Source organism: Streptomyces sp. NPDC085927, assembly GCF_044540975.1.
GTDB lineage: Bacteria > Actinomycetota > Actinomycetes > Streptomycetales > Streptomycetaceae > Streptomyces > Streptomyces hirsutus.
The window spans coordinates 269,396-296,181 of sequence record NZ_JBITSN010000006.1; the positions used below are offsets into that span (position 1 = coordinate 269,396).

24 protein-coding genes, 1 tRNA gene and 1 pseudogene are annotated in these 26,786 nt (G+C 68.8%); 17 read left to right on the forward strand and 9 right to left on the reverse strand.

The window, feature by feature from the left end; genetic code table 11:
* Positions 1–127 precede the first annotated feature (127 nt).
* The 5 genes from ACIF80_RS18470 to ACIF80_RS18490 all read left to right on the forward strand — a co-directional run bounded on the left by ACIF80_RS18470 (position 128) and on the right by ACIF80_RS18490 (position 7,447).
* Positions 128–1,582, forward strand: coding sequence for an FG-GAP-like repeat-containing protein (locus tag ACIF80_RS18470; RefSeq protein ID WP_399805745.1), 1,455 nt, complete (start codon positions 128–130; stop codon positions 1,580–1,582).
* A 284-nt stretch (positions 1,583–1,866) separates the two neighbouring features.
* On the forward strand, positions 1,867–3,321 hold the full coding sequence (locus ACIF80_RS18475; protein WP_399805746.1) for a hypothetical protein: 1,455 nt from the start codon (positions 1,867–1,869) through the stop codon (positions 3,319–3,321).
* Positions 3,322–3,416: 95 nt separating this feature from the next.
* The gene (locus ACIF80_RS18480; protein ID WP_399805748.1) at positions 3,417–4,847 is read left to right on the forward strand and encodes an FG-GAP repeat protein; all 1,431 of its coding nucleotides are present in this window, start codon (positions 3,417–3,419) and stop codon (positions 4,845–4,847) included.
* A gap of 61 nt (positions 4,848–4,908) precedes the next feature.
* Positions 4,909–6,288 carry an FG-GAP-like repeat-containing protein gene (locus ACIF80_RS18485; protein WP_399805750.1) on the forward strand — a complete coding sequence of 460 codons (1,380 nt, stop codon included), beginning with the start codon at positions 4,909–4,911 and terminating at the stop codon, positions 6,286–6,288.
* A 91-nt stretch (positions 6,289–6,379) separates the two neighbouring features.
* Positions 6,380–7,447 carry a Yip1 family protein gene (locus ACIF80_RS18490; RefSeq protein WP_399805752.1) on the forward strand — a complete coding sequence of 356 codons (1,068 nt, stop codon included), beginning with the start codon at positions 6,380–6,382 and terminating at the stop codon, positions 7,445–7,447.
* A gap of 88 nt (positions 7,448–7,535) precedes the next feature.
* Here the strand turns inward: ACIF80_RS18490 and ACIF80_RS18495 are convergent, their stop codons facing one another.
* Entirely contained in the window at positions 7,536–8,042 is a 507-nt protein-coding gene (locus tag ACIF80_RS18495) for a phosphoribosyltransferase (protein ID WP_399805754.1), read from the reverse strand.
* 5 nt (positions 8,043–8,047) lie between these two features.
* Complete coding sequence (gene dcd, locus ACIF80_RS18500; RefSeq protein WP_399805756.1) at positions 8,048–8,623, reverse strand: dCTP deaminase; 576 nt, start codon at positions 8,621–8,623, stop codon at positions 8,048–8,050.
* Between the two features lie 574 nt (positions 8,624–9,197).
* Between dcd and ACIF80_RS18505 the strand changes: the two genes are divergently transcribed.
* Positions 9,198–9,271: transfer RNA gene (locus ACIF80_RS18505), tRNA-Gly, on the forward strand.
* 198 nt (positions 9,272–9,469) lie between these two features.
* Here the strand turns inward: ACIF80_RS18505 and ACIF80_RS18510 are convergent.
* Positions 9,470–9,907, reverse strand: coding sequence for an ATP-binding protein (locus ACIF80_RS18510; protein WP_399805758.1), 438 nt, complete (start codon positions 9,905–9,907; stop codon positions 9,470–9,472).
* 322 nt (positions 9,908–10,229) lie between these two features.
* On the opposite strand from ACIF80_RS18510, the gene ACIF80_RS18515 reads away from it, so the two are divergent.
* Positions 10,230–11,015 carry a GntR family transcriptional regulator gene (locus tag ACIF80_RS18515; protein WP_399805760.1) on the forward strand — a complete coding sequence of 262 codons (786 nt, stop codon included), beginning with the start codon at positions 10,230–10,232 and terminating at the stop codon, positions 11,013–11,015.
* Between the two features lie 477 nt (positions 11,016–11,492).
* Here ACIF80_RS18515 and ACIF80_RS18520 read toward each other — a convergent pair whose 3' ends face one another.
* Complete coding sequence (locus ACIF80_RS18520; RefSeq protein WP_399805761.1) at positions 11,493–11,975, reverse strand: hypothetical protein; 483 nt, start codon at positions 11,973–11,975, stop codon at positions 11,493–11,495.
* A 351-nt stretch (positions 11,976–12,326) separates the two neighbouring features.
* On the opposite strand from ACIF80_RS18520, the gene ACIF80_RS18525 reads away from it, so the two are divergent.
* Complete coding sequence (locus ACIF80_RS18525) at positions 12,327–12,842, forward strand: putative immunity protein (RefSeq protein ID WP_399805763.1); 516 nt, start codon at positions 12,327–12,329, stop codon at positions 12,840–12,842.
* 478 nt (positions 12,843–13,320) lie between these two features.
* Here the strand turns inward: ACIF80_RS18525 and ACIF80_RS18530 are convergent, their stop codons facing one another.
* Entirely contained in the window at positions 13,321–13,965 is a 645-nt protein-coding gene (locus ACIF80_RS18530; protein WP_399805765.1) for an SMI1/KNR4 family protein, read from the reverse strand.
* A 397-nt stretch (positions 13,966–14,362) separates the two neighbouring features.
* Here ACIF80_RS18530 and ACIF80_RS18535 point away from each other — a divergent pair, with 397 nt between their 5' ends.
* Both ACIF80_RS18535 and ACIF80_RS18540 read left to right on the forward strand, forming a co-directional pair.
* A complete protein-coding gene (locus tag ACIF80_RS18535; RefSeq protein ID WP_399805767.1) occupies positions 14,363–14,815 on the forward strand; it encodes a hypothetical protein in 453 nt (150 codons plus the stop codon).
* 738 nt (positions 14,816–15,553) lie between these two features.
* Positions 15,554–16,255, forward strand: coding sequence for a hypothetical protein (locus ACIF80_RS18540; protein ID WP_399805769.1), 702 nt, complete (start codon positions 15,554–15,556; stop codon positions 16,253–16,255).
* Positions 16,256–16,589: 334 nt separating this feature from the next.
* On the opposite strand, the gene ACIF80_RS18545 is transcribed toward ACIF80_RS18540, so the two are convergent.
* Both ACIF80_RS18545 and ACIF80_RS18550 read right to left on the reverse strand, forming a co-directional pair.
* Positions 16,590–16,904, reverse strand: a complete 315-nt coding sequence (locus ACIF80_RS18545) for a hypothetical protein (protein WP_399805771.1) — start codon at positions 16,902–16,904, stop codon at positions 16,590–16,592.
* Between the two features lie 240 nt (positions 16,905–17,144).
* Complete coding sequence (locus ACIF80_RS18550; RefSeq protein ID WP_399805772.1) at positions 17,145–17,501, reverse strand: hypothetical protein; 357 nt, start codon at positions 17,499–17,501, stop codon at positions 17,145–17,147.
* Between the two features lie 740 nt (positions 17,502–18,241).
* On the opposite strand from ACIF80_RS18550, the gene ACIF80_RS18555 reads away from it, so the two are divergent.
* Together ACIF80_RS18555 and ACIF80_RS18560 are read left to right on the forward strand one after the other, a co-directional pair.
* Positions 18,242–18,457, forward strand: a complete 216-nt coding sequence (locus tag ACIF80_RS18555; RefSeq protein ID WP_358498045.1) for a type II toxin-antitoxin system VapB family antitoxin — start codon at positions 18,242–18,244, stop codon at positions 18,455–18,457.
* Positions 18,454–18,876, forward strand: coding sequence for a PIN domain nuclease (locus ACIF80_RS18560; protein ID WP_399805775.1), 423 nt, complete (start codon positions 18,454–18,456; stop codon positions 18,874–18,876). The genes ACIF80_RS18555 and ACIF80_RS18560 overlap by 4 nt, the downstream gene beginning before the upstream one ends.
* 974 nt (positions 18,877–19,850) lie before the next feature.
* Here the strand turns inward: ACIF80_RS18560 and xerC are convergent.
* Positions 19,851–20,417 (reverse strand): annotated as a pseudogene (xerC, locus tag ACIF80_RS18565) (tyrosine recombinase XerC); the annotation flags it as partial.
* A 339-nt stretch (positions 20,418–20,756) separates the two neighbouring features.
* Positions 20,757–21,779, reverse strand: coding sequence for a peptidoglycan-binding protein (locus tag ACIF80_RS18570; RefSeq protein WP_399805777.1), 1,023 nt, complete (start codon positions 21,777–21,779; stop codon positions 20,757–20,759).
* Positions 21,780–22,582: 803 nt separating this feature from the next.
* Here ACIF80_RS18570 and ACIF80_RS18575 point away from each other — a divergent pair.
* Genes ACIF80_RS18575 through ACIF80_RS18595 form a run of 5 tightly spaced genes read left to right on the forward strand, consistent with a single transcriptional unit; the run spans position 22,583 to position 26,759 of the window.
* Entirely contained in the window at positions 22,583–24,130 is a 1,548-nt protein-coding gene (locus ACIF80_RS18575; protein WP_399805779.1) for an ATP-binding protein, read from the forward strand.
* A 2-nt stretch (positions 24,131–24,132) separates the two neighbouring features.
* A complete protein-coding gene (locus ACIF80_RS18580; RefSeq protein WP_399805781.1) occupies positions 24,133–24,540 on the forward strand; it encodes a roadblock/LC7 domain-containing protein in 408 nt (135 codons plus the stop codon).
* Positions 24,537–24,902, forward strand: coding sequence for a DUF742 domain-containing protein (locus tag ACIF80_RS18585; protein ID WP_399805783.1), 366 nt, complete (start codon positions 24,537–24,539; stop codon positions 24,900–24,902). The genes ACIF80_RS18580 and ACIF80_RS18585 overlap by 4 nt, the downstream gene beginning before the upstream one ends.
* The gene (locus tag ACIF80_RS18590; protein ID WP_399805785.1) at positions 24,880–25,488 is read left to right on the forward strand and encodes a GTP-binding protein; all 609 of its coding nucleotides are present in this window, start codon (positions 24,880–24,882) and stop codon (positions 25,486–25,488) included. The genes ACIF80_RS18585 and ACIF80_RS18590 overlap by 23 nt, the downstream gene beginning before the upstream one ends.
* Complete coding sequence (locus ACIF80_RS18595; RefSeq protein ID WP_399805787.1) at positions 25,485–26,759, forward strand: cytochrome P450; 1,275 nt, start codon at positions 25,485–25,487, stop codon at positions 26,757–26,759. Before ACIF80_RS18590 ends, ACIF80_RS18595 begins: the two co-directional genes overlap by 4 nt.
* Positions 26,760–26,786 lie beyond the last annotated feature (27 nt).

A 26,786-nucleotide genomic window follows, 5' to 3' on the forward strand; every position in this document is an offset into this window, starting at 1 on the left:
TCCTTGGCGGTGATCACCGGGTGATCACCCGGTGAACCCGTGCCCCCTCCAGGACGAACACGGATGACCCACCGCACCGGCACGGGACGCCGCAGCCGGCGGCCGTCCCGCACAGGGCAGGAGACCCATGCGCAAGAAGCTCAGCATCACTCTGGCGACCGCCACGGCGGCCGCGCTCACCGGCGGCCTGCTCGTGGCCGCGGCCGGACCCGCGGCCGCCGCCCCGGGCCTCGACAGCGACTTCAACGGCGACGGCTACCGGGACGTCGCCGTCACCGCTCCCCTCGCCTCCGTCAACGGCAAGTCCAAGGCCGGGTCCGTCACCATCCTGTACGGCTCCCCGGGCGGCGCCGGCGCCAAGAAGATCCAGACCCTGCACCAGAACAGCGCCGGTGTCCCCGGCTCCGCGGAGAAGGGCGACCAGTTCGGCGCCCACACCGCCCCCGGCGACTACAACGGCGACGGCTACGCCGACCTCGCCGTGGGCGCGCCGGGCGAGGACGCCGGCTCGGACACCGACGGCGGCACCGTGGCCATCCTGTGGGGCGGCGCCGGCGGCCTGTCCGGCGGCACCACGGTCTCCGACCCGGCCCGCTCCACCCACGACTGGTTCGGCCAGGTGGTCGCGGCCGGCGACTACAACGGCGACGGCCGGGACGACCTCGCGATCGCGTCCGACATCAACAAGGTCGACATCTACCGCGGCGGCTTCACCAAGTCGGGCTCCACCGGAGGCCGTTACAGCGTCACGGCCCCCATCCTCAAGGTGAAGGGCCTGGACATCTTCAACCTCACCCCGGGCGACATCGACGCCGACGGCCGGACCGACCTGGTCGTGGACGGCTACGAGGGCGACAGCGACGGCGAGTACGCGTACAACGCCAACTACTGGCTGCCCGGCTCCTCCTCCGGTGTGACGACGTCGGGCGCGCAGAAGCTGCCCGCCGGGATCATCTCCGACATCGGCGACGTGGACGGCGACGGCCACGGCGACATCGTCATCGGCAACGGCTGGGACGCCGGCACGAACAGCGCGGGCGTCGCCAAGGGCGGGGCCGTCGAGATCGTCTACGGGACGGCGGGCGGCCCCGAGGGCGCCGCCGAGACCATCAGCCAGAACACGGCGGGCGTCCCCGGCAGCAACGAGAAGGGCGACAACTTCGGCTACGAGGTCTCCCTCGGCGACATCAACGGCGACGGCCACGACGACCTCGTCGTCGGCGCGCCGGGCGAGGACCTGGACGGGGTCAAGGACGCCGGGATGGTCTCCGTGATCTACGGCTGGAACGGCGGCCTCCGCGACACCGGCTCCCAGGCCCTGGAACAGAACACCCCGGGCGTCCCCGGCACCAGCGAGGAGGGCGACGGCTTCGGCGGCGAGGTCCTCCTCTCCGACGTCACCGGCGACGGAAAGGCCGACCTCACGGTCGGCCTCCCCTGGGAGAACGCGAACAACGGCTACGCCGTCGTCTTCAACTCCGACGGTACGAAGATCGACCCCGCCGGACGCGGCATCGGCCTGACCCCCGCCGGCATCTCCTCGGCCGGCACCCCGCTGTTCGGCTTCCACGTCAACGGCTGACCCGACCGGGCCACTTGAGCGAACCGCGGGCCGGCACCGGCGACCGTCGGCCTCCGCCGCCGACGGCCGGCCGGTGCCGGCCCGCGGCGCACGAAAATCCCGCGCACCACGCACACACGGCTTCCGCGATCCGGCCCAGGACATGATCGACGGCCCATCCGCCGTGCGCACCGCCCGCCCCCGGCCGGACACCACGTCGCGCCTCACCTCGCGTCATCGATCGAGATCCCTTCCCGAACTTCCCGGCACGCCGACCGCGTCCGGCCCCCGCAGGAGAACTCCGCATGCACCAGCACCCCGTGCGCCTCGCCCTGGCCACCGCCACCGCCACCGCACTGACCGGCGGCCTGCTCGTCCTGTCGGCCCCGTCGGCCGCCGCCGCCCCCTCCGGCCTGGCCGGCGACTTCAACGGCGACGGCTACCGGGACGTCGCCATCGGCGCGTCGAGCGCCGACGTGGGCTCGGTGCCGTACGCCGGCGCCGTCGTCGTGCTGTACGGCTCGTCCTCCGGCGTGTCGGCCGCGAGGCGGACCGTCATCACCCAGAACTCCGCCGGTGTTCCGGGCACCGCCGAGACCGACGACCGCTTCGGCAACAGTCTCGCCGCCGCGGACCTGGACCGCGACGGCTACGCCGACCTCGTCGTCGGCGCCCAGTACGAGGCCATCGGCGACCGCGACGGCATCGGCTCGGTCACCGTCGTCTGGGGCGGCAGGTCGGGCCTGTCCGGCGGCGCGGTCCTGCCCCGGCCGTCCGGTCTCAGCGAATGGGGCGGCTACTCCTCCGGCATCGCGACCGGCGACTTCGACGGCGACGGCGACATGGACGTGACCGCCACCGGCCAGAGCCGCACCTACCTCTACAACGGCCCCTTCACCCGCACCGGCGCCCCCGCGAGCCACCGGGGCGTCGACGAGCTCGGCTCGACCTACGAGGTGTTCGCGGGCGACATGACCGGCGACCGGGCGGCCGAGCGCGTCTACCCGTTCGGCGTCGACGGCGACTCGGCCGGCGCGATCCACTACATGCGCCACGACCCCGGGAACTGGGACGCCCACCCCGGGTCGGACTACGCCCGCCTCGAACTGCCGGACGCCGACGGCCTGAACGGCGTGATCGCCGACGTCGACAAGGACGGCTACGGCGACCTCGTCCTCGGCGACCACGGCGACCCGCGCGACGGCAACTCGGTCAACGGCCGCACCGGTGGCCGGATCACCGTCTGGTACGGCGGCCCGAACGGCCCCGACCCCGCGCAGAAGCCGACCGTGATCCACCAGGACACGGCGGGCGTGCCCGGCGGCGGCGAGCACGGCGACCGGTTCGGCTCCGCACTGAGCGCGGGCGACGTCAACGGCGACGGCTACGCCGACATCGCGGTCGGCGCCTGGGGCGAGGACCTGGGCACGAAGAAGGACACCGGTACGGTGACCCTCCTGTTCGGCTCGGCCTCCGGCCTGACCGGCAAGGGCGCCAAGCAGTACTCGCAGAACACCGCGGGTGTGCCCGGCAGCAACGAGACCGACGACGCCTTCGGCATGTCGGTCCGCCTGGTCGACCTCGACAAGAACGGCAGGGCCGACCTCGTCATCGGCGCCGGCTACGAGAACGGCTACGGCGCCGCCACCGTCCTGCGCGGCACCGGCACCGGACTCACCACCTCCGGCGCCAAGTTCATCTCCGCCCGTGACGTCTCCCTCAAGGGCGGCGCGAACTTCGCCTGGGCGATAGCCCAGTGACCAACAGCCCGCACCCCCTCCCGCATCCCCTCCCGCACCACCACCCGGACCGCCACCCGGACCGCCGTCACGCCCCGCACAGCCGCAGGAGTCCCATGCGTCCCCGCGCCACCACCACCGCCGCCCTCCTCGTCGCCGCCCTGACCGCGCTCGGCACGGCGAGCCCCGCCGCACACGCCGCCCCGGCCACCGCCACCCCGTACGACTTCAACGGCGACGGCCGCACCGACCTGGCGATCAGCGCCCCGGACGCCACGGTCGCCGGCCACGCGAAGGCGGGCGCGGTCTCCGTCGTCCACGGCGGCTCCACCGGCCCCAAGACCTCGACGCGCACCCTGATCACCCAGAACACCTCCGGCGTCCCGGGCACCGCCGAGGCCGGCGACGCCTTCGGCAGCAGCCTGGCCTCCGCCGACCTGAACACCGACGGCTACGCCGACCTCCTGATCGGCGCACCCGGCGAGGACACCAACGGCGACTCGGGCAACGGCACGGCCGTCGTCGTCTGGGGCTCGAAGTCCGGCCTGTCCGGGGCACGGACCCTCTTCAACTTCTCCGGCAGGGACTCCGACCATTACGGCCAGGCGCTGGCCACGGGCGACTTCGACGACGACGGCGACCTCGACGTCGCGGTCGGCTCCACCGGCCCGGTCGTCCTGTCCGTCGTGGACGGGCCGCTCACCAGGACCGGCGCGCACAACGGCGGTTCCGGCTCGCAGTACGACTGGTGGTCCTCCTCGCCCGGCGTCACCCACCTCACCTCCGCGGACGCCCCCGGCGACGGCCGGGGCCCGATGGTCCTGCACGGCCGCGCCGCGCACACCGGCAAGGCGACCACCTCCCTGGCCGACCTGCGGATCGGCAACTACACGGACTGGCTCCAGCGGATGCCGGCCGGGTACGTCTCCGCCGCCGGCGACATCGACCGCGACGGCCACCCGGACTTCGCCGTCGGCAACGACCGGGAGACCTCCGCCGATCCCGAGGGCGCGAAGGGCGGCAAGGTCACGGTGGTCTACGGCGGCCCGGACGGCCTGGCCGCCGACCGCGCCCCGCTCGTCCTCACCCAGGACACCGCCGGCGTCCCCGGCTCGTCCGAGACCGGCGACCGCTTCGGCAGCGGCGTCGCCCTCGGCGACGTCAACGGCGACGGGTACGCCGACCTGGCCGTCGGCACCGCGGGCGAGAACAGCGGGGCCGGCGCCGTCACCGTCCTGTACGGCTCGGCCTCGGGCCTCACCACCAAGGGCGCCAAGTCCTTCACCCAGAACACCACGGGCGTGCCCGGAAGTTCGGAGAAGGGTGACCTCTTCGGCACCCGCGTCGTCCTCACCGACCACACCGGCGACGGCCGTGCCGACCTGTCCCTGTCCGCACCGGGCGAGAACTCCGGCGACGGCTCGGTCTGGTTCCTGCGCGGCACGGCGACCGGTCTCACGGCCACGGGCGCGACCAGTTTCGGCCCGACGACGGCAGGCGTGTCCACCGCGGGCAGCCCGCGCTTCGGCACGGCCCTCGCCGGCTGACCACCGCCCCCTCCCACGGGCCCACGAACCCCACGGGCCCACGAACCCCACGGAGACCTCCATGCGGACCCCTCTGCGGACCCCTCTGCGCGGACACACCGGAGCCGCCCTGGCCGCCACCCTCCTGGCCGCCGGCCTCACCCCGGTCCTCCTCGCCGCCCCCGCCTCCGCCGCCGTCGCCAAGCACTACGACGACTTCAACGGCGACGGCCGCCGCGACCTCGCCTACGGCGGCACCAATGACGTCGACCGCGAGGGCGGCACCGTCACCGTGCTCTACGGCACCGCGAACGGCCTCGACACCACCCGCCCCCAGCTGATCCACCAGGACGGCCCGGGCATCCCCGGGACCGGCGAGGAGGACGACCAGTTCGGCGAGACGCTGGCGAGCGCCGACCTCAACAAGGACGGCTACGCGGACCTCGTCGTCGGCAACCCCAGCGAGCACATCGGCAGCGCCGAGTACCGCGGCACGGTCACCGTCGTCTGGGGCTCGAAGTCCGGCCTGTCCGGCGGCACCAGCGTCGCCCCCAAGTCCGGCGCCGGCGGGGGCTACGGCTACTTCGGCCGCGACCTGGCCACCGGCGACTTCAACGGTGACGGCTCGCCCGACCTCGCGCTGATCGGCGGCAACGAGGCGTGGCTCCACCGCGGCCCGTTCACCAAGGCCGGCAAGGCCGGCACCGTGAGCAAGATCGACAAGGCGGGAGAGAGCTGGTACTCGCACGGCCTCACCGCGGGCAAGGTCAACGGCGACGGCCGGACGGACCTGGTGGTCCTCGGCACCCAGTTCGCCTCCGGCAGCGACAAGCCCCTGCACCGCATCTGGTCTCTCAAGGGCTCGTCCTCCGGCCTGACCTCCGGCCCGTACAAGACCTTCACCAGCGAACCCTGGGCTGCCACGATCGGCGACTTCGACAAGAACGGCTACGGCGACATCGCCGTCGGCCTGCCCGACCAGGGCAACGGCCGGGGCGCGGTCACCGTCTGGCGCGGCACCTCCTCCGGCCCGAGCGGCTCCACCACGTTCACCCAGGCCACGGCCGGCGTCTCGGGCTCCGCCGAGGCGGACGACAACTTCGGCTACGCCGTCTCCGCCGGCGACACGAACGGCGACGGCCACGCGGACCTCGCGGTCGGCGTGCCGCACGAGAACGTCGGCGGCCGGGCCTACCAGGGCGGCGTGCACGTCTTCCGCGGCGGCTCGGGCGGCCTCAGCGGCTCCCGCTCCTCCTGGATCGCCCAGACGGTGCTGGGCCCGGCCGAAGCCGACTCCTTCTTCGGGAACTCCGTACGTCTGCGCGACCTGAACGCCGACGGCCGCGCCGACCTCGGCGTGAGCGCGCAGTGGCGCGGCATCCTGCTGCGCGGCACGAGCACCACCCCGACGACGCAGGACGCCGTGAAGCTGCCGGAGTTCAGTGGCGGCTTCGCCGACTGACGCCTGCCGGCCCCGGCTCCGTCCTGCGGAGGACCGGGGCCGCGCCAGACCCTCCGAAGGACGGACCGCCAGGCTGACGGCCCCTTAGGGGATGTCACAGCTCGGCCGCAAAGCCGGGCCCGAAACCCCGGGCCCGGCACGCGGCCCCCCGGGACCAGGTACGTTCGACAACGTGGCTGGATTCAGGATCGGACGCGGCCGGGACAACAACGGCGCTCCTCACGCGCGACCGCAACAACCCCCGTACGGACAGCAGACGCCGCCGGGGCCGTCGTACGGCTCCCCGCAGGCGCCTCAGCCGTACCCGCCCCAGCAGCCGCCCTACGGCAGAGGTGGTCACAGCGGCGGCGGCAACGGCGGCGGCTGGCCGCAGATGAACCGCGGACCGGGCGGTCCGGGCGGTCCGGGCGGCTACGGCGGCCACCACCGCCCCGGGGCCGGCGGCGGCCACGGCGAGCCCGAATACTTCGGCGACGGCGGCGCGTACCCTCCCGGCCCGCACAGCCCGCACGCCCCCCACGACCCGTACGCGGCCAACAATCCGGGGCACACCCAGGCCTTCCGGATCAGCGACGACCACTACCACGACGACGCGGCCCCGCCGCCGGGCCCGGTCGGTCCCCGCCTGCGCTGGAAGGATCTGCTCAAGGGCATCGTCACCGCTCCCGACCAGACCTTCCTGCGGATGCGCGACTACACGGTGTGGGGCCCCGCCCTCACCGTCACCTTCCTCTACGGCCTGCTGGCGGTCTTCGGCTTCGACGGCGCCCGCGAAGAGGCGATCGACGCCACCATCACCAGCGCCATACCCATCGTCCTGATGACGGGCGTGGCCATGGTGATCAGCTTCCTCATCCTGGGCGTGGTCACCCACTCCCTGGCCCGCCAGCTCGGCGGCAACGGCGCCTGGCAGCCCACGGTCGGCCTGTCCATGCTGATCATGGCCCTCACGGACGCCCCCCGCCTGATCCTCGCGATGTTCGCGAGCGGCGACGCCACCTTCGTCCAGATCGTCGGCTGGGCCACCTGGGTCGCGGGCGGCGCGCTCCTCACCCTGATGGTCAGCCGCTCCCACGACCTGCCCTGGCCGAAGGCCCTGGGCGCGTCCGCGATCCAGCTCCTGGCCCTGCTGTCCCTGGTGAAGCTGGGCACGCTCTGACCACGAGCAGCACACGAGGAAGGGGGCTCCCGGCGGGAGCCCCCTTCTTCTTGTCGTCCTGCCCCGGCCGCGCCGGCCGTGCGTCCCTCTACGCGTCGAGAACCTGCCCGGCCCGCTTCACCACGGGCGGCTGAACGCTCCACGGGAAATTGATCCACTCATCGGTCCGCTTCCACACGTACTCGCACTTCACCAGGGACTGCGTCTTCTCGTACACCACGGCGCTGCGCACCTCGGCGACGGCGCCGAGGCAGAAGTCGCGGACGAGCTTGAGCGTCTTGCCGGTGTCGGCGACGTCGTCCGCGATCAGCACCTTCTTGTCGGTGAAGTCGATGGCGTTGGGCACGGGCGCCAGCATGACCGGCATCTCCAGCGTCGTCCCCACCCCGGTGTAGAACTCGACGTTCACGAGGTGGATGTTCTTGCAGTCGAGGGCGTAGGCGAGCCCGCCGGCGACGAAGACGCCACCCCGCGCGATGCTCAGCACGACGTCGGGCTGGTACCCGTCGTCCGCGATGGCCTGCGCGAGCTCCCGCACGGCCACCCCGAACTGCTCGTAGCTCAGGTTCTCCCGCGCTCCGCCCACGTCACTCATCCCGCTCACACCTGGGTCCGGTGGAAGTTGAGGAAGGAGCGCGAGGCGGTGGGCCCGCGCTGCCCCTGGTAACGGGACCCGTACCGCTCACTGCCGTACGGGAACTCGGCGCGCGAACTGAGCCGGAACAGACACAGCTGGCCGATCTTCATACCGGGCCACAGCTTGATGGGGAGCGTCGCGAGGTTCGACAGCTCGAGGGTCACGTGCCCGGAGAAGCCGGGGTCGATGAACCCGGCGGTCGAGTGCGTGACGAGCCCGAGCCGCCCCAGCGAACTCTTCCCCTCGAGCCGCGAAGCGAGATCGTCGGGCAGTGAGATGACCTCGTACGTACTGGCCAGCACGAACTCACCGGGATGCAGGATGAAGGGCTCGTCCCCCTCCGGCTCGACGAGCCGGGTCAGCTCCGCCTGCTCGATGGAGGGGTCGATGTGCGGGTACCGGTGGTTCTCGAACACCCGGAAGAAGCGGTCGAGGCGCACGTCGACACTGGACGGCTGCACCATGGATTCGTCGTAGGGATCGACCCGTACCCGCCCGGCGTCGATCTCGGCCCGGATGTCCTTGTCTGAGAGAAGCACTCCCCGAGGATACGCAAGACGCGCAGGCCGGCCACCACCGCGCCGCCCCACGCGCCCACGCCCAAGGTCTCCGTACTGCCCCGGCCCGCCGACCGCTCTCACGACCGGCGGCCCGGACACAGCCCTGCCGCTACCGCTCTACCGCTTCCCGAAAGTCACCGGTACGACGCTGCGAAGCCGCGCACAGCGCGGACACCGCAGCAACCGACCGGGGCCGAGCCGCTCGGCCTGCTGCATCGGGAACGAGGTGGCGGCGAATACGTGCCCATCGGCACAGCGGACGACGGTGCGCTCCATCAAGTCCAAGAGTCCCTTCCCAAGAACCGCATCTGGCTTCCTACCCTGACGACAAAAGCCACATTACGGGATCAAGGAGACGCCCTCACGAGGGGACTCCCCACCCCGCGCACCCCTCACTCGGGGCCCCACCGTACGCCCCAACTTCAGCCCTCCGCACACGCTTCCCTCTCTGAAACAGCATCAGGTCCCCGGCACGTAAAACACCGGGGACCTGGCATGGGGTACAGTGGGCGGGCATCCGGACACCGGTCGGTATCAGTGTCCTGGATCACAAGCGGGTGTAGTTTAATGGTAGAACATCAGCTTCCCAAGCTGAGAGCGCGAGTTCGATTCTCGTCACCCGCTCCACGAAGAAGGCCCAGGTCAGAGACCCGGGCCTTTCTGCTGTCCACCGTGATCACTCGCCGCGTGCCGGATCCGCGCCAGAAGACTTGTCGCCCATCCCCCTGACCATGACGGTCAAGCACGCGCGACGGTGACGTCCGACCCCGGCCCGCAGGCACACAGCGATCCCCCCATGCCGTACGCCAACGCCACCCAAACCCTTCAGGCCGGCCAGGCGTCAGCCATCACGAAGGAGACGACCGTCCCCCCGAAACGACTTGGGCCGGAATGCCAGGATGCGGCGAGGGAATCGACCAGGAGCAGCCCGCGTCCGTGCGCGTCGCCGGTGTCCGGTCGGCGGAGGCACACGCTCGCCGGGCATCCCGGGTTGTGCACCTCCACCCGCAGCGAGGCCCCCTCCCGGAACCACTCGACCCGTACGACCCACGCCTCGTCCGACCGTCCGTAGAGGATCGCGTTGGTCACCAACTCCGAGATCATCAGCGTGCAGTCGTCGACCGAGCAGAGCGGACCGTACGGGGCGATGAACTTCCGGAACCAGCGGCGGACCCGGGGAACGGACTCCGGAATCGGATGCAAGGTCATCGCCCCGAGCCGCGGCGATTCCTCGCAGGGATAGCGGTCGATCATGCAGGCCATCCGCGCTCACTCCTTGCCGCTGCCGTCGCGATCACAGCAGCGCTGGTTCCGGCCGTCGAAGCGTCTCGATCGGCGCCACAGAATTCGATGACGGCACTGCCGCCCCTGTTATCGAGAAGGGGCCGATGCCGAACGATGGCACACGGACACCCCGCATCCACAGAGACCAAAACTCGACCTCTCTAGACATCTACAGAATCTGCCACATCTCTAGAGATATCAATCAAGGCACCCGCGAGCAGGAAGCGCGAGCGGTTACACGCAGCGAGCGAGCCTCCGACCTATGGCCTAAGGTGTCTAGAGAAGCGAGGAGGGTTCCGGAATGGCGACTACCGACGACGACCGTCGGCCCAAGTACCAGCGGATCGCGGACTCCCTGCGCGAGGCGATCCAGTCGGGCGACTACGGTCCCGGTGATCGGCTTCCGGGAGAGAACGACCTCATGACCACGCACGGCGTGGCCCGCATGACAGCCCGACAGGCCCTGAGCGTCCTCCGGGACGAAGGGGTCGCCGAAGCCCGCAAGGGCGCCGGCGTGTTCGTCCGGGCCTTCCGCCCGATCCGACGCCGAAGCATCGAGCGACTGGCCCGCGACCAGTGGGGCAACGGCCGGTCCATCTGGTCGGCAGACATCGAGGACCGGGCACTCGAGGTCGACCGGATCACCGTGTCCGAGGAGACAGCGCCCGACCGCATCAACGCAGTCCTGAACCTGGCCGACGACGGGACGACATGCGTCAGGCGCCGGCGCTTCGTCCTGGACGGCAAGCCGGTCCTGCTCGCGACGAGCTACCTTCCCATGCCCCTGGTCGCCGGATCTGCGATCACCCAGGAGGACACCGGGCCGGGCGGAACATACGCAAGGCTCGCCGAACTCGGATACGAGCCGGTGCACTTCCGCGAAGAGATCCGCTCACGCATGCCGTCGAAGGACGAGGCGGCACAACTGAGCATGTCCGCAGGCACTCCGGTCATCCTCATCTGCCGCACCGCATTCACGGACAAGGGCCACCCCGTCGAGGTCAACGAGATGACACTGGACGCCGCCTCGTACGTCCTGGAGTACGACTTCGACGCGAACCCGAGAACCACCCCGACCAACAACTGAGTTACAACCTTCTTCACGGATTCAAGGCCCGCGCACGGCGCGGGCGCGCGCCGCCTTGTCGGCGGGGCCGCCGCTCTGTCTTCGCCAGCGGCGGCCCCGCCCGGCGGCGCGCTGCGTGCAGGCGGGCAAGGGCGAGACGTCATCCGCGGCCACAAGATGATGCCTCCGGCGGGGGATCGGCCGGCACCGGGATGGAGGGGGCACCGTCGCCGACTGCGGGCCCGTAGTGGCGTGCGCGGGGAGCTCCCATCCCGTCCACCACCGACCCAGGCAGAGCCGAGCAGACGCGGCCCCTGGCGTCCAGGTCGTTCGTACAGTGGCGCGCTCCACCTGGACGCCCTGAACCACGCCCGCTCCACGGTGTGTGGGTCGACGGCGGACGGGATGGGAGCTGAGGTGAGTGGTGGGTAACAGATGGTGGTGAAAGTGCGCCTCGAAGGACGGGCACACGAGCCAGCCATCAAAGACTCCGTCGAGCTAAGACCACCGCTTGATGATCTTTGCTGGACGTTCCGGGGCCGCCCACACCTGGATACGGATCTTCTCAGTAGTCTCGGGGCTCTCGTCAGAGTCGACGTCGGCCTGAGCTGCCCGAGCCAAGTTGCTCCGGGACACGCGGACGCGATTCCAGCCTGGCGGGACCTCGAACGTAGCCGCCTCGGGGGCGTAGTCCGTGCAGCCCAGAACCATCAGGCGGCCCAACGACACATCGAGGCTGGCCTCAACGACGTGATCGAATTCCGAGCTGTCATCACTCGGCTCCTGAGGCAGGACGACAACAGTGACGGATACGTTGACATTGACCACCGTGCCGATGCCCAGCGCATCCGATGCAACCGCGAGGTGATCGGCAACGGCCTGGTCCGTCCACGCGTCGCTTAGATCACCGTCCGAATCCGCATCGGATACCTGTATGTGGAAGTAGTCGGCGAAGAGGGTGAGCTCTGTCGTTGTCGTCATGGCCGCACACTGGCATGCAGCACTGACAGCCGGAGATGCGGTTGAAGGAGTCGGGGGCATCTTGTCAAGAGGGCCCCGGATGCATGACATCAGTGCCTGACACCAACAGGGGCGGACCGCAGCGGTCGACGTCGAACCTCAGCGGACAGCCAGCCGAGCAACAAGGCGGGTTGGCCGACGTCGACGACTCCCCGTGATCGACCTGATAGGGATGAGGCTCGACGTTTGACCGGAAGGACCCGACGAGCCTTGCGGGTCGACCATCGAGTTTGCAGGCTGCGCTTGGGGCGTGCCTTGCGCGCGTGCGCGCCCTTAGGCATTGGACGGATGCAAGCATCAGGAGTGTCAATCATGCTCCTTCCGAAGGTCCGAGACCCTCGCTTCGTGACGATCCGCCGCGGTGGGACCCTCACTGATTCGAATCACCATCTCCTCGCTCTATGGGCGGCATCTTGCGCGGAGCACGTCCTTGACCTCTTCGAGTCGGCTCAGCCTGAGGACCCACGGCCGCGTCAGGCGATCGAGCATGCCCGCGCCTGGGTGCGTGGCGAGGTCAAGATGATGCAGGCTCGCGCGGCGGGCGGCCATGCAATGGGTGCGGCCAGAGACCTGCGTGGGGCAGCACGGCATGCCGCGTACGCCGCCGGCCAGGCGGGGGTCGTCGCACACGTCGCCGCCCACGAGCTCGGTGCGGCCGCCTATGCGATCAAGGCCGCACGTGCTGCCGTGCCGGAAGGCGAGGGTGAGGCCGCAGGGCGACTCGAGTGCCAGTGGCAGCGTGACCAGCTCCCGGAGGCGATCCGCGAGCTCGTACTTGACGACCAGCGGTTGCGGAACGACATCTGCTGGTCGGTGTTCAACTGCTGAGCGCGCGTCGGGGCGCCAGCAGCGCCCTTTGGCCGAACAGGTGCTTGTTGCGTTGGTTGCCGCGGGCTGCGGTACAGCAGTGAATTACAGCAACCCCAGCAACCGTGCCCGCCCGCTAGCGTCTTCGTAAGGCCCTAGCACAATCGGTATGACCGTCAGCGACCGATCTCTGTATAGCTACGGATCAGAAGTGGGGGTCGTCGATGCGACGGGCAGATCTGTCAAGAGGGCATCCAGCGCCTGACATCAGCGGCTGACACCAACAGGCACGAACTTCGACGGTCAGCGCTGGACCTCGGCGAACCATCGTCCGAGGACTTCAGACAGTCGACCGACATCGCTGACGTCCCATGATCGACCTGATAAGGATGAGGCTCGAACCTGTCCCAGGCGGGGCGCTGCCCTCAACCGATGGGCGACGCCCCGCCGGTTTGACTCGCCCTTTGAGACTCCACCGACCTCACTTTCCGCTGCTGCGTCATGACCGATGCACGGTCCGGTCACTGCGCAGCGGTACGAAGTCCCAGTGCAGCCTCTGTTCCTCGTCCACTACCGGCGTGTAGCCGTTGAGGGGCTGGGAGGTCTCGAGAGACGTGGCGATCGCCTCCATGAGCACCGGCAGGGACGTCCACATCTCGTGCGGTACGCGCATAATGCCTTCCACGGCCTCGGCTGCGTGGACGCGCCCCCGGTCGATCTCGGGACGGTGGTCCAGCACGAGATGCCCCCCGCCGAGCTCCCGCGCGATGGGGATCAACTGCGGGTGTCCGTACAGGACGCTGCTGGACCCGATCTTCATGAAGTCGTAGTCCGCCTCGTCTCCTTTCTCATCCGCCGTGCGCTGGTCGTAGAAGCCGGTGAGAAGTTGCCACGCAGCCGCTATCTCGCGTGCACTCATCGGTCGGTAGAACGCTGGCAGCAGCGAGGCCTGCTGGTCGAGGAGACCGTCGTGCCGCAGCAGCGACATCACCAAGGGCTTCAGCAGTGGCCGGCCGATGACGCGTTCGATCGCGGCGATGTCCGCCGGATCCGCGGGCGGCGCCAGCGCGGCGTAGGTCGCCGGGGCGTGCTCGGCCAGCCAGTTCTCGATGCGCGTCCACGACTCACTGATCGGTGCGGTCATGGCACGGCATCCTGCCACCCGGTGCTGACACCCCCTGAGAACAGCCAGACGGTGGCCGTGACCCCGATACATCCAACTGGGGCCGTCCCTGGGCCGTGCGAGGGGGCTCAACGATGACAGGCGACGACAGCCGCCGACCGCTGACCCGCAGGCCAGAAGAGCGGCGGCTGGAGTGCGTGCAGGTCAGAAGGGTGCCGCGTCACTTCTTCGGCTACTGATCGCGCTCGATGGAGCTTGGCCTGGCCATTGAGGCTCCGCCAACCGCGTGCGCCCCTTAGGGCCGCTTTGCGTCTGCTTATGGAGCAGCGCACACGGTGCCGCCCAAGTGCCACAACTACCTACCTCCGAGCACCCCGGCCAGATAGCGTGACTGCCGTCATATCTGGAGGGGAACGGTATGGCATTTATCTCGAAGAAGAGCCCAGAGCAACAGGCACAAGTCGCAGCAGAGAAGGAGCGCAAGCGGCAGGAGACAGAAGAGAAGCAGCAGGCCGAGCGACTCGAACGCGACCGGCAGGCGTTCCTGGCCACACCGGTGGGTCAAGCACGCCAGTGCTTCGAGCGGGGGGATCTCGTATACCAATGCTCGATCGACGTTATGAGCCAGCAAGCGGTCATCGTCGCGATGGTTGGTAGCGCGACCACACGGCAGACGAAGGATCCTGTAGTGGTCCTCAACGCCGTGTGCCGGGAGGGGTGGGAACTGGTGAACGGTTCCTTTGTCTTCGTAGAGCAGGGACAGCAGAGCCGCGACAAGTTCATGTCGTCCGGTCAGAACGTCGCAATCAAGGGGGAAACCGTGGGCTACTACCTCTTCAAGCGTTGCCAGGCGAACAGACGCGAGTCTTGACCGGCAGCCGGCACGTGCTTTTGCTGCGCCGGATGGAGAGCAACGGATCAGAAGTCCCCTGACATCCACAGCTGACATCAACGGTGCCGCACGACGGCGTACGCCAGCGTCTCTGTCCGGCCGTCGCACCAGCCACCCCCAGTTGCCGGAGTGGGCGCGGATCGAACTCCCGAAGCGGTGCTCACAAGAAATGGCCGCCGACGGCAGTGACGGCAGCGCTGACGGCAACGACGGCAGACGGCAGCGGCACTCGACGACCCAGCACGGTGCTGGCGTAGGCCGATCAGGTGGACTTACCAAGGCTTGCCCGCATCTTCTAAGCACTTGGTCAACGACCGCAAGGCCGCAACCGACCGGGGCCTCACGTGCCAGGTGCGTGCCAGATCGTGCGGGGAACCACGGGGAATGGCGGGGACCAGGTCGGCAGTCAGGCAGGCCCCCTCGTCACTTCGCCGCAGGTCAGCGCAGCAACCGCCGCCAAGAAACCCAAGCTTCCCAAGCTAATAGCTCTGTCGGCTGATCGGCGGTTACTCCACAGGATTCGCTGAGCCGCGGCTCTACAGAGTCTGTCTGAGTGATCAATGTGAGACGTCACTGGACACGACGCTGATGGACCGCAGCCAACGCCGGCCTAACCGAAGCGCAACGGACACGAAGCCGCTGGCTCTGGTGGCACGGTCGGTGCCCGCTTAAGATCAAGCCTCTTGACTTGGCTTTGGGGGACTTATGCATGCCCGGATGCTGCTGTCGACACATGCCGCCCTGGCACTGCTCACTGCCGCGACTCTGACCAGTTGCTCGACCGCGGACGGCACAGCAACGGCTGCCGATGACAAAGGGCCCCCCATGTCAGCCACGGCGCGGGCGCAGCCACTGAGCGAGGCAGAGCTGAGGGCGCTGACCTTCCAGGAGGCGGATTTGCCTGAGGCTCGCCCAGGCTCGATCCCCATCCAGGTCCGCAGTGACCCGGCCGACGACCCCTCCTTCAAGCCCGCCTCTGATGCCGACTGCCAGACGGTGCAAGACATCCGCTACGCGACGACGGCCTCTGTGGTCGTCGAGCAGGTCATCAACTGGAAGGGCGGCATCCACCCCGGTGGAGTCACCCTCGCCTCCTACGACGACGGTGAGGCCGAGCGACTTTTCGCGGAACTCAAGCGTGCCGCAGGCTCATGCCACACCTACCAGGGCGACGGGTGGACCGGTGCCTACACCTCCACCATGAAGACGCAGAAGGCGCCGGAGGCCGGCGACGAGGCCGTGCAGTTCCGTGAGTACAGCACCGTCGAGCTAGGTAAGCGCGACGAGCTGTTCATCGTCGTGCGGACCGGCAGCATCATCGCGACCTACACGTCCCTCGATGTCGGTCGCACCCCGACCTTCCCCACCGAGCCGATCATCAAGCAGGCCGAGCGGATGCGCGACGCCCAAGGCAAGTGAAGCGAAGCTGGCCGACCCTTCAGCCGAGGTATCTACCCAACCGATGGTCCACTGCCGCCACCGCACCTGCGATGGAGCAGCGAAGTACAGAAACCGCCACGACCGCAGTCGGGTCACCAACACCCCAGGACGGCCACCAGACCAGCGCATCGAGCCCCAATGACCCTGCGCCGAGAGTTCGGGACGAAAACATCCCGTGCCACAGCCGTGCCAGATGCAGGGATCAACGACGGTGCTCAGCAGGCGAATGTCCAGGGGGGGCGAGAAGACCCACAAGCCACAGGTCAGCCGCTCTATGGCTCAGCCTCTCTCCTAAACTGGTTGTCCGGCCCGTTCACTGAGTCCACACCCGTTGGAACTCCTCGGCCGGGATGGTCTCCAGCGGGTCCTCTTCAGGGTCGATCGCCTGGTCCGTCAGGAAGCCGTGCTCGTCCTCCAGGTGCTCCCAGCTGTACCGGTGGAGTCGGCCGACCGAAGTCAGCTCGGCCTGCTTGATGACGACCAACTCACCGCGGTCGGGTACGGCCTCGAAGTACCACAAGCCGCCCTCCTCGTCAGCGCCGCGGAAGTGGTGCCGCAGGGTGGTGTTCTCATCGAGTGCTCGGAAGTAGGCCACGCTCTCTGCCTTGATGCGCTCCAGGTCAACCACGGGGCCATCGTGCCAGCGAGCGCGGGTTGCTCCGTTCTGACATTCACGGCTGGCATCAACGACCCCGGACGCCGGCACTCCTAAGCGGTCCTGCACGGCAGGCGTGGCCGGGTGGCTCCCCGACAATGCCGAGCAGCGATCGAACTCCTAAAGCGGGTGTCGGCGGACTACCGTCGCAAGTCGGCATACAGTCGTCTACGGGCGGCGCTCCGGCGCCTTTACGAGGCCGCCTGAGATGCTTCAGGCGTCACGGTAAAGGCCGCGCGCTACGCGGACCACTCGGCCTTCCTTGAGCAGGCCGTCGATATACACCGAGACTCCGTTGGGGTTGAGGATCTTGCCGGCTTCCGTCACAGAGCCGGCGATCTGCTTCAGGGTCATCGGTTCAGGTGAGTAGCGGAGCACCTCAACAATGGCCTGCGCCTTAGTCATGCCTGCGATCCGCTCGGCGAGTCCGGACTGCAGGGGGACCTGTTTGGCCAGAGCTTCGCGCTTCGCCTTCAGCCCTTCGATCTCGACTCCCAGGCGCGCGTACTGCAACTGCGCCTCCTGCAAGGCAGCTTCGACTTCCGTCAGGTCCCTCTGCAGCTCTTCCATGGCAGAGATGCTAGGAAACTTTAACTAAGAAGTATAGAGATTCCCTAACGCTTCTCAGTGGGAGGCCATGTGCATCTAGTGCGGCAGGGTGGAGCAGTGCGGTGGACGGTCAGCTCCTCCGCACCACTGCCGCACCAGGTGGGGCGGGGAGCAGCGGGGAATCACGGTGAATGGGAGCCCGCTCGGATGGGCCGAAGCCACACCGTCACCGCAGGTCAGCGCCGCGACAGGCCGCAAATGATCGCAGCTTCCCAAGCTGAGAGCGCGAGTTCGATTCTCGTCACCCGCTCCATGCGAAACCCCCAGGTCAGAGGCCTGGGGGTTCTTTGTTGTCGTCGTCGAGCCCGGCAACCTCCCGTTGCCGCTCCTCGTCGGGATGCTGGTGGACCGGCGCGGCCTTCCCGTACGGCCCCGGTAGGCCCGCACCATCATTTCCCTGAGCCGCCGGTGCACGCGCTCACACACCGGCCGGCCTTTTCTCCATCTACTCCCGCAGCGCCGTGACCGCTCCACCGCGGCGAAGCGGAGCCCTGCTGTCGCACCGAACGCAGCCCCTGCGAACAGGATCGCGTCAGCGATTCCCGTGCCGATCACGCTCTCACTGGTCACCGATGCATCCTCCATGATCGGGGGTACACCAAACGATTGACAGTGCCCCGCCCGGCCGCGGTCACCATCCAGCAGGGGCGACGCCATCGCATATACTTGATGATACTCAATATATCTGCGGAGGTGCATCAATGGCTCGCACCGTAATAGACCTCGATGATCAGCTGGTCGCCGACGTGGCCAAGGCCCTCGGCACCAGCACCAAGAAGGAGACGGTGAACACCGCCCTGCGCGAGGTGCTGGAGAACCGGCGGCGGGCTCTGGCCCTCACCCGCCTGCGGGCGGCGGCGGCCGAAGGCGCCTTCGATCTTGATCTCCTTGAGGACAAGGGAAACTACCGTCGGTGAACGCCGCTCAGTTCCTGATCGACACCAGTGCACTCGCCCGGCTGTTGCGCGGTGACGCCGAGCAATACGGCTGGGACCAGGCGGCGGCAGCCGGGCTCATCGCCACGTGCCCCATCACCGAGCTGGAGTTCTTCTACAGCGCGCGTTCCGCCGCCGACCGCGCCCAAGGCATCGAGGACCTGCGTCTGCTCTTCGGCTGGGTGCCGGTCGACGACCGCGCCTACGACCGTGCCTGGCAGGTCCAGGACATCCTCACCCAGCGCGGACAGCACCGCAGTGCCGGAGCCGTCGACCTCGTGGTGGCGGCCACGGCCGAGTTGCAGGGACTGACCCTCCTCCACCGCGACCGGGACTTCGAATGCATCGCCGCCGTCACAGGCCAGGCGCTCCAGTGGTACGGGCCAGAACCCGGCAAATGAACCCAGGGGGCCAGGTGTTCGGCTGTTCCGTGGAAACCTCGGCCACCGGCCTGTGGTGGCCGAGGGGCTGGGACCGGGAATCGGCGCATGCGCGAAGGTGCTCCCCGACTGGATGCCCGCCTCTCCAGGAGATGGGCCCGCTTTACCGCGCCGGTGGCGTCCACCCGGAGCAGGTCAGCATCGCAGGAGCCCTTCTACCGATCTCCGTCCTGAGTTCTGTGGCCACCGCTGAACCTTCTCCGCGTGCGCCTGCACAGGGGTCCCTCCGCCACCGGACCTAACCGCAGCCCCCTGAAAGAGCTCCCCCGGACACGGCACACGAAGTACGGTCGGGCTGGGGACGCCGACGATGAAGTCGGCTGCCGTGGGAGCGGGAAGTATGAGGCTGTGACGGACGAAGAGTTGCAGGAGCGGCTCGCGTGGGCGCGCGAACAGATCGTCGGTATGGGCGTTCTCAAATCACCCGACAGGCTCCGCTGGGCGGCCGCCTACGGTCTCGTCCTGTCCGTGTGGCGAAACGGCCCGATCGAGGATGCACACGCGTCCCGGCCGACCAAGCGACGCAAAAACCTGAGCGACGGCGTGATGTTCGCCCGCAACACGTGGCTGACGAAGCAGGCATACGACACCTTGACCAGCCGTGACCGCTTCCGTCTTTACGGACTCGAAGACGTGATCCTGGACCGAGAGGCACTCTGGCCGGGCTGTGACGGAACGTTGACAGACTTCGGCTGGGGGTTCCTCGGAGAGATCAAGCAGCACGTCAAACAGCGCATCGACACGCTGAGGCACTTCGAAAAGCGACTGTCCCCGGACGACTTCCTGCTCCTCCTCGCCGCCCCTCAGATCGGCACCCACGATGACCACTTCGGCATGCCGAAGTGGCCCCTCTGCGTGGAGGCCGCGATCAGCCGGCTGCGAGGCGAGGACGAGGAGTTCCACCAAAAGTGGGGGAACCTGATGAAGGACGTCGGACCGGCACCCGAGTCGGTCTCCCGCCGCCCGTTCATCCGCCCAGGCTCAGCAAGGCGGATCCGGATGCGCAGGTGGTCGACGTCGACGTCCCGGCGACGAAGGCCGGCCAGTTCCTCCGGCCGCATCGGACCATAGGCGCCGAGGTACACCATCAGCCGCCACCGCATCCCCACCGCGTTGGCGAGGGCGTCGACCTGGGCGACGGTGGCGATGCGCCGCTCGGCCGCCTTCTCCTTACCGGCGCCCTTGATCCGGCACGGGTTGCGCTGGATCATCTCGTCGTCGACGGCCGTCTCCATGATGGCCTTCAGCAGCCGGTATGCCTTCGCGGTGATCGTCTTGGCGCCCGTGCTCCGCAGCCGCTCGGCTCGCCACGCACGGACACGGGGTGCGGTGATCTCGTCCAGGTCCAGGTCCAGGTCCAGGTCCGCGAAGGCGGTCAGGTGCTTGTCGAGGAGGTAGCGGTAGAGGTCCCGGGTCAGCGGGGCCAACTCGCGCTCCTCCACCCACTTGTCGGCATAGGCCCAAAAGCCCACCGCGCCGGCCTCGGGATCCCTCCACTCACCCGGCGGATCTCGGTCTGAACCGCTCCGGGTTTGGTGGGGACTCGGACCTGTCCCGAGTTGCGTGCAGTCGGGACAGGTCCGAGTGGTCTGCCCCGGGTCTGATGGAGTCTGGGCAGACCAGCTGTTACCCGCGCAGACCGATGACGGAAACGACTGGGCGGACGGCCACTGTTGGCAGGGCTCGAGCCGAAAGCGCGAACGCCCGCCCTCACCCCCGATGATCGGGGCGGGGGCGGGCGCCAGCTGCTGCGACTGCCGTGGACGATCAGCGGGTGCCGACCGCACGGCCTGGCCGCCGGGCCGTGTGTGAATCACGGGCGGCCACCGGCGCGCCGTCGATCAGACCAGGGCGGCCCAGGTCTGAGGCCCGACCGAACCGTCGACGACGAGCTTCTTGCTGCTCTGGAAATCGGTGACGGCCTTCTTGGTCACCGGACCGAACTGGCCGTCGACCGTGAGCTGGTAGCCGTGTGCCACCAGTTGAGTCTGCAGCGCCCGGACGGCGTCGCCCTGCGAACCGCTCTTGACGTCGACCACCAGGCGAGGCCAGCTCTTGGGCCCGATCTCCCCGTCCGCTACGAGCCCGTTGGCGTCCTGGAACGCCTTGGCCTGCGCGGCGGTCTTCGGGCCGTATGAGCCGTCCACGGCCGTGCTGTGGCCGCGGACACGGAGCAGATACTGCGCGGTGGTGACGTCTGTCCCCTGCGCCCCGACCTTCAGCAGCGGCCAGTCCGCGGCCGGCGGTTCGGGGTCGGGCGGGGTCTCACCGGACAGGTTGACCGGACGGTACGGCCTGTACTCGCTGCCCGGGTCGAGCCCGTAGGTGCGCACCCGGTGGTCCGTGCCGTGGCCGCCGCGCTGCTCGAAGGCCGAGTAGGCGGTGTGCGAGGAGTCGGTCCACTTCTCGAAGATGACCACATGACGGGTCGTGTTGGAGCCATCCGCGTCGATCAGCAGGTCGCCGGGCTTGAGGTCCCGGAGAGAGATCGGGGTGGTCAGGCTGCGATTGCTCGCGAGTTCGACGGTGTTCGGACCGGACTTCCACAGGCCGAGCGTCATCGACACGTAGCCGGAACAGTCCTGCCGGTAGCCGTCCGACCAGACCGAGGTCTGGCTGTACGGCACCTGAGAGCCGTTGTCGGCGGTGAGCCAGGTGCCGGCCCGGCGAAGCATCTCGGCCGGGGTGACGGTGCCGGTCTGCGCCTGGACCGAACTGGCCTGGTACGTCGGGGCGGTTGTGGCGGTCGAGGCGGCGATCGCGGACGAGGGAAGCAACGTGATGCCTGCGACGGCGAGACCACCGGCGGCAACTGCCGCCAAGGCGAGGCGAGCTCGACGGCTCACCCTGGAGCGAAGTGACATGGTTCGCCCTTCAAGTGGGGGAATGATCGACCGACGCACGTGGGAGGAATTCGGCCGAGACGCCGGCGACATTTCCACCGTCGAGCGCCAGTCGCCATGCTCACCTCAAACTTCTCGCCCCACCCAGGACAAGCGCTGAATTTTCACTTTTCCATCACGTACCGGAGGCCTGAAAGGCGCCATAGCGCTGATATCGGAAACCGCGTGGAGGGGAGTAGCGAGCTGCTGGAGAAACCCACCCACTTTCGCAGACCCTGACCTCGATGCTCGGAGCCGGACTCCGCATCTCTTGAGTGAGGTTTGGTTCGCTTGGAGGTCTTCCCTGCCAAGTTCCGCGTGCTGAGGGAGCCCCCGTCAGGAATCAATACAGGTAGACCCCGCACCGCCTGATGACCTGTCGGCCGGTTGCCCTTCACCGCGCCCCTTCCCTTGCCTGGCCCGCCCGACGGGGTTCCCGCGCCCGGTGACCCGTAGGTCGGCGTACCCAAGTGGAAAGAACACAAAGGAAGTTCACGGAACGTCACTCTTCCGTTGCGGTGAATCGAAGATACGATCTTCAAACAACCTCTGGTGCAGAAGTGGTTCCTCCATGAAGACGATGACCGACCCGGGCCATGCCGACGGTGCGTCCGGGGCTTCACGCCCCCGTACCGCCGCCCCCCGGTCCTCCCTCCATCGCACATCTCTTGACGTACTACGCCTCACGTCCACCGGACATCGACCCACCGCCGACTCAAAGGTTTTCCATGGCTCGTTCCCCCGCGTCCACTCTCGAATCCCGAGGAAGCAGAGCCCTTTGGGCAGTGGCTCTCGTGCTCACGTTCCTCGCGTTCTCGGCGGCCGTGGTGCCCGTCGCCGGCATCGGCGTGGCTGCGGCTGTGGTCTACGCGGCCGTGTCCCTTCTGGCCCTCGGCTGCCTCGTCCGCCTGAGCGGGCAGCATCGGGCAGGCGTGGCGGAGGCAGCACGCCTGCACACCGAGATACGTGAGCGGGAGGCGGAGGCCGCGCGCCGCGATGCCGACTGGCACACATATGTGCGCAGGCAATCCGGTGCGGCCCTCCAGGAAGTGGAGTTCCTCGTGGCGGAGCGGCTTCCCGCCGCTCTTGCCAGGAACGAGGTTCCTTCGTCCCCGGAGAGCGGGGAGCCGCTGGTGGTGGAGCTCTCCAAGTGGTTCGACAAGCTGCTCTCGGATGTGTCCGAGGCGATCGACGACCGTGAGGAGTCGCAGCGCATCGCGCTGGTGGAGCTGGCGAGCCGGGTTCAGACCTCGGCGCACCGGATCCAGGCCACGATCACGGGTGTGGCGGAGCGTCACCCCGGCGACTCGGGCCTGCTCGAGGCCACGATGCAGGTGGACCACGCGGCGACGCAGCAGGCCAGGCACGCCCAGAGTCTCAAGGTGCTGTGCGGGGAATGGCCGGGCCAGCAGTGGCAGAAGCCGCTGGCGCTGGTCGACGTGGTGCGCGCCGCTTCGGGCCGGATCGTCTCGTTCAAGCGTGTCGAGGTGACCGGCGACCCCGATGTCGGCATCACCGCGTCGGTGGTCGAACCCCTGATCCACCTCGTCGCGGAACTGCTCGCCAACGCGACCGAGTACTCACCGCCGAGGACCGGCGTGTCGGTCACCGTGCGCACGGTGCAGCGCGGCGCGGTCATCGAGGTGGACGACGGCGGCCTGGGCCTGGACGAGTACCGGTTGACCGAGGCGCGCGAGATCGTCTCGGGCCGCCGCCTTCTGGGCGTCGGAGACGTCGGCGAGATCCCGCAGACCGGTTTCGCGGTGGTCGGCCGCTTCGCGCACCGTCACGGCTTCGGCGTCGACCTCGGTCCGTCACCGTACGGTGGCGTCCGTGCGGTGATCCTGGTGCCTCTCGAACTCCTGAAGGCTCTCGAGCCCGCCGGGGCGCCCGGTGGGCGCGTGCTCCCCGCACAGCCCCCTGTTCCACCGGCGCCGACGCCGCCGGCCGCCGCGCCCTTCCCCGAGTCCCCGCCGGCCGCCGCCCCCGATCACGCCGTTCCCGTACAGGCCCCGGAGCCCGCCCCGTCGGTCGAGCCGCCCCCGCCCGCCGCGCGTGTTCCGGGCACCCGTCACCGCCGGCTGCCCCAGCGCCGGTCGCGGCGTGACGGGTACGTTCCCGCGGTGGAGGAGGCGCCGACCGCCGTCACTCCGCCGGGTTCGCCGGAGGACGCAGGCGACTGGATGGAGCAGTTCTTCGAGGGCGGCCGGACCACGTCCCCCTCGACCGGATCCGTGCCCCCGCCGTCCGGGGCCGTGCCTCCGGATCACACCTCGTACGATCCCCCGCCCAGCCCCTCCCCCAACCCCGATTCCTCGGAAGGACAGATGTGAGCATGAGTTACGTGGAGAACCCTGAGCAGCGCGGCTGGATGATCTCCGAGGTCACCGCAGTGCCCGGCGTACGACTGGCGATCGTCTTCAGTTCCGACGGTCTGCTGCTGGCCAACTCGGAGGGCATGGACCGTGACTCCGCCGACCGGCTGTCGGCGAGCTGTTCGGGTCTTCAGTCGCTCGGCCGTGGTCTCGGGCGGGAGTTCGGTGAAGACGGCGGCGCCGTGCACCAGCAGATGGTGGAGTTCAACGGGGGTTTCCTGTTCATGCGCAGTGCCAACGGCGCGCATCTCGCCGTGGTGACGGGACCGGTGGTCGACCCCAAGCTCGTCGCGCGGCAGATGCAGGCGCAGGTGATGAAGATCGGCGCCCGCAACCTCAGCAGCCCGCCACGCCAGGGCTCCGCGTGAGCGGGCCGGGAGAGGGTTTCGCGGACGGTGCATTACGCCCGTACGTGATAACCAAGGGACGCTCCCGGCCCTCCCGCAACACCATCGGCGTCGAAACACTCCTGGTCGCGGTCGACCCTCCTCGGGCCCTCCCCCTCTCCGCCACCAGGGAGGAGGCCGCCCTCGTACGGATGTGCGCGCAGCTCCTGTCGCTGGTGGAGGCCGCCGCCCATCTCCGACTGCCCGTCAGTCTGGTGAAGGTGCTGGCGTCCGACCTCGTCGACAGTGGACATCTGTCCGCGCGCTCCGGTGTTCCACGGGCCGCACAGCCCGACAAGCAACTGCTACAGGAGGTACTGGATGGTCTCCGTCGGCTCCGCTGACCGTTACTTGCCCGACACGGTGCAGCAGGCCGTCAAGATCCTCGTCGTGGGTGCGTTCGGCGTGGGCAAGACCACGTTCGTCGGGTCCGTCAGCGAGATCGAACCGCTGCGCACAGAGGAGGTCATGACGGAAGCGAGTGTGGGCGTCGACGAACTGGCCGGTCTGGAAGGCAAGACGACCACCACCGTCGCCATGGACTTCGGCCGTGTCACGCTCAGCTCCCGGCTGGTCATGTATCTGTTCGGAACCCCGGGGCAGCGGCGGTTCTGGGATCTGTGGGAGGGGCTGGCCGAGGGCGCGCTGGGGGTGCTCGTGCTGATCGACACCCGCAGGCTGGAGGACAGCTTCGACGTCCTGGAGCAACTGGAGATCCGGGGACTCCCGTTCGCGGTGGCGGTCAATCAGTTCCCGGACAGCGAGCTGTACTCCGAGGAGGAACTGCGCGGCGCGCTCGATCTGCTCCCGGAAACACCCATCGTGACCTGCGACGCCCGCCACTGGACCTCATCGGTCGATGCCCTGATCACCCTGGTGCAACACGTGTCGGGCAGGAGCGCGGCGGGGGCCGCGGGGGCCGCCTCGTGAGCATGCTGCCGCCGCCGGGGTGCCCGGCGCACGCACACCACGGCACCGGTCCGGTTCCGCTTGCCGCCGTGGTCGGGTCCTCCGACCCGCGTGCGGTGTACCGCGACCTCCGCGAGAAGTGGGGCAGCGTCGCGAAGGTCGAGCTGGAGCCGGGTGTCTCCGCCTGGCTGGTGATGGGGTACCGGGAGATGCTGACCATCACCCGGCAGGAACAGCTGTACTCCCGCGACGCCCGCAACTGGCGCGATCTCAACGAGGGGGTCGTCCCGCCGCATTCGGGGCTCCTGCCGATGATGGGCTGGCGTGCCAACGTCATCGGTGCCGACGGCCCCGAGCACCGGCGCCTGCGTAAGCCTCTCGACGACGGCATCGCGCGGATGGACCAGCGCAGAGTACGTCGTGAGGTGGAGTCGCTGTGCACGGATCTGATCGCGGCGTTCTCCGAGCGCGGCAGCGCCGATCTGGTCAACGAGTACGCCACGATCGTCCCGATGCTCTCTCTCGCCTCGCTGTTCGGCCTGGCCAGCGAGGAAGGCCGCGAACTACTCGATGCACTCATCGCCCTGTTCGGCAGTGCGGACGACTCCCAGGCGGGTAACCGCAACTTCGAGCAGATCCTTCTCGACACGGTGCGCGAGCGTCGGCGGAATCCGGCCGACGACATGACGACGGTCTTCATCAACCACCCGAATCTGCGCAATGAGGCGGAGCAGCTGCAGTCGATCGTCGTGATGATCTCTGCGGGCAATGAGACGGTCACGGCGTGGATATCCCACACACTCCGTCTCATGCTCACGGATCCGCGGTTCGCCGCCCGGCTGCACGGCGGACGGCTCGGAGTGGACGACGCCCTCGACGAGGCACTGTGGCGCGATCCGCCCATGAACAACATGCCCGCCCGGTACGCGCTCCACGACACCGAGCTGGGAGGCCGGCTCATCCGCCGCGGCGACTGCCTCATCCTCGGGCTCGCCGCCGCGAACGACGATCCGGAGGTCCGGCAGGACGGTCCGGACGACGGGTGGGGCAACCGCTCGCATCTGGCCTTCTCCGCGGGCCCGCACATGTGTCCCGCGCAGGTGCCCGCACGGCTGATCACCCGTACCGCGGTGCAGACCGCTCTGCATCTGCTGCCGGACATGAGGCTCGCCGTTTCCGCGGACGAGCTGGCCTGGCGCCCCTCTCCCTGGACCAGGGTGCCGGTGGCACTGCCCACGGTGTTCTCCGCAGCCCGCATACCGGCCCGCGTGCCGACCGGCACGGGGCCGTGAATCCTCGAACCCTCACATCCGAAAAGA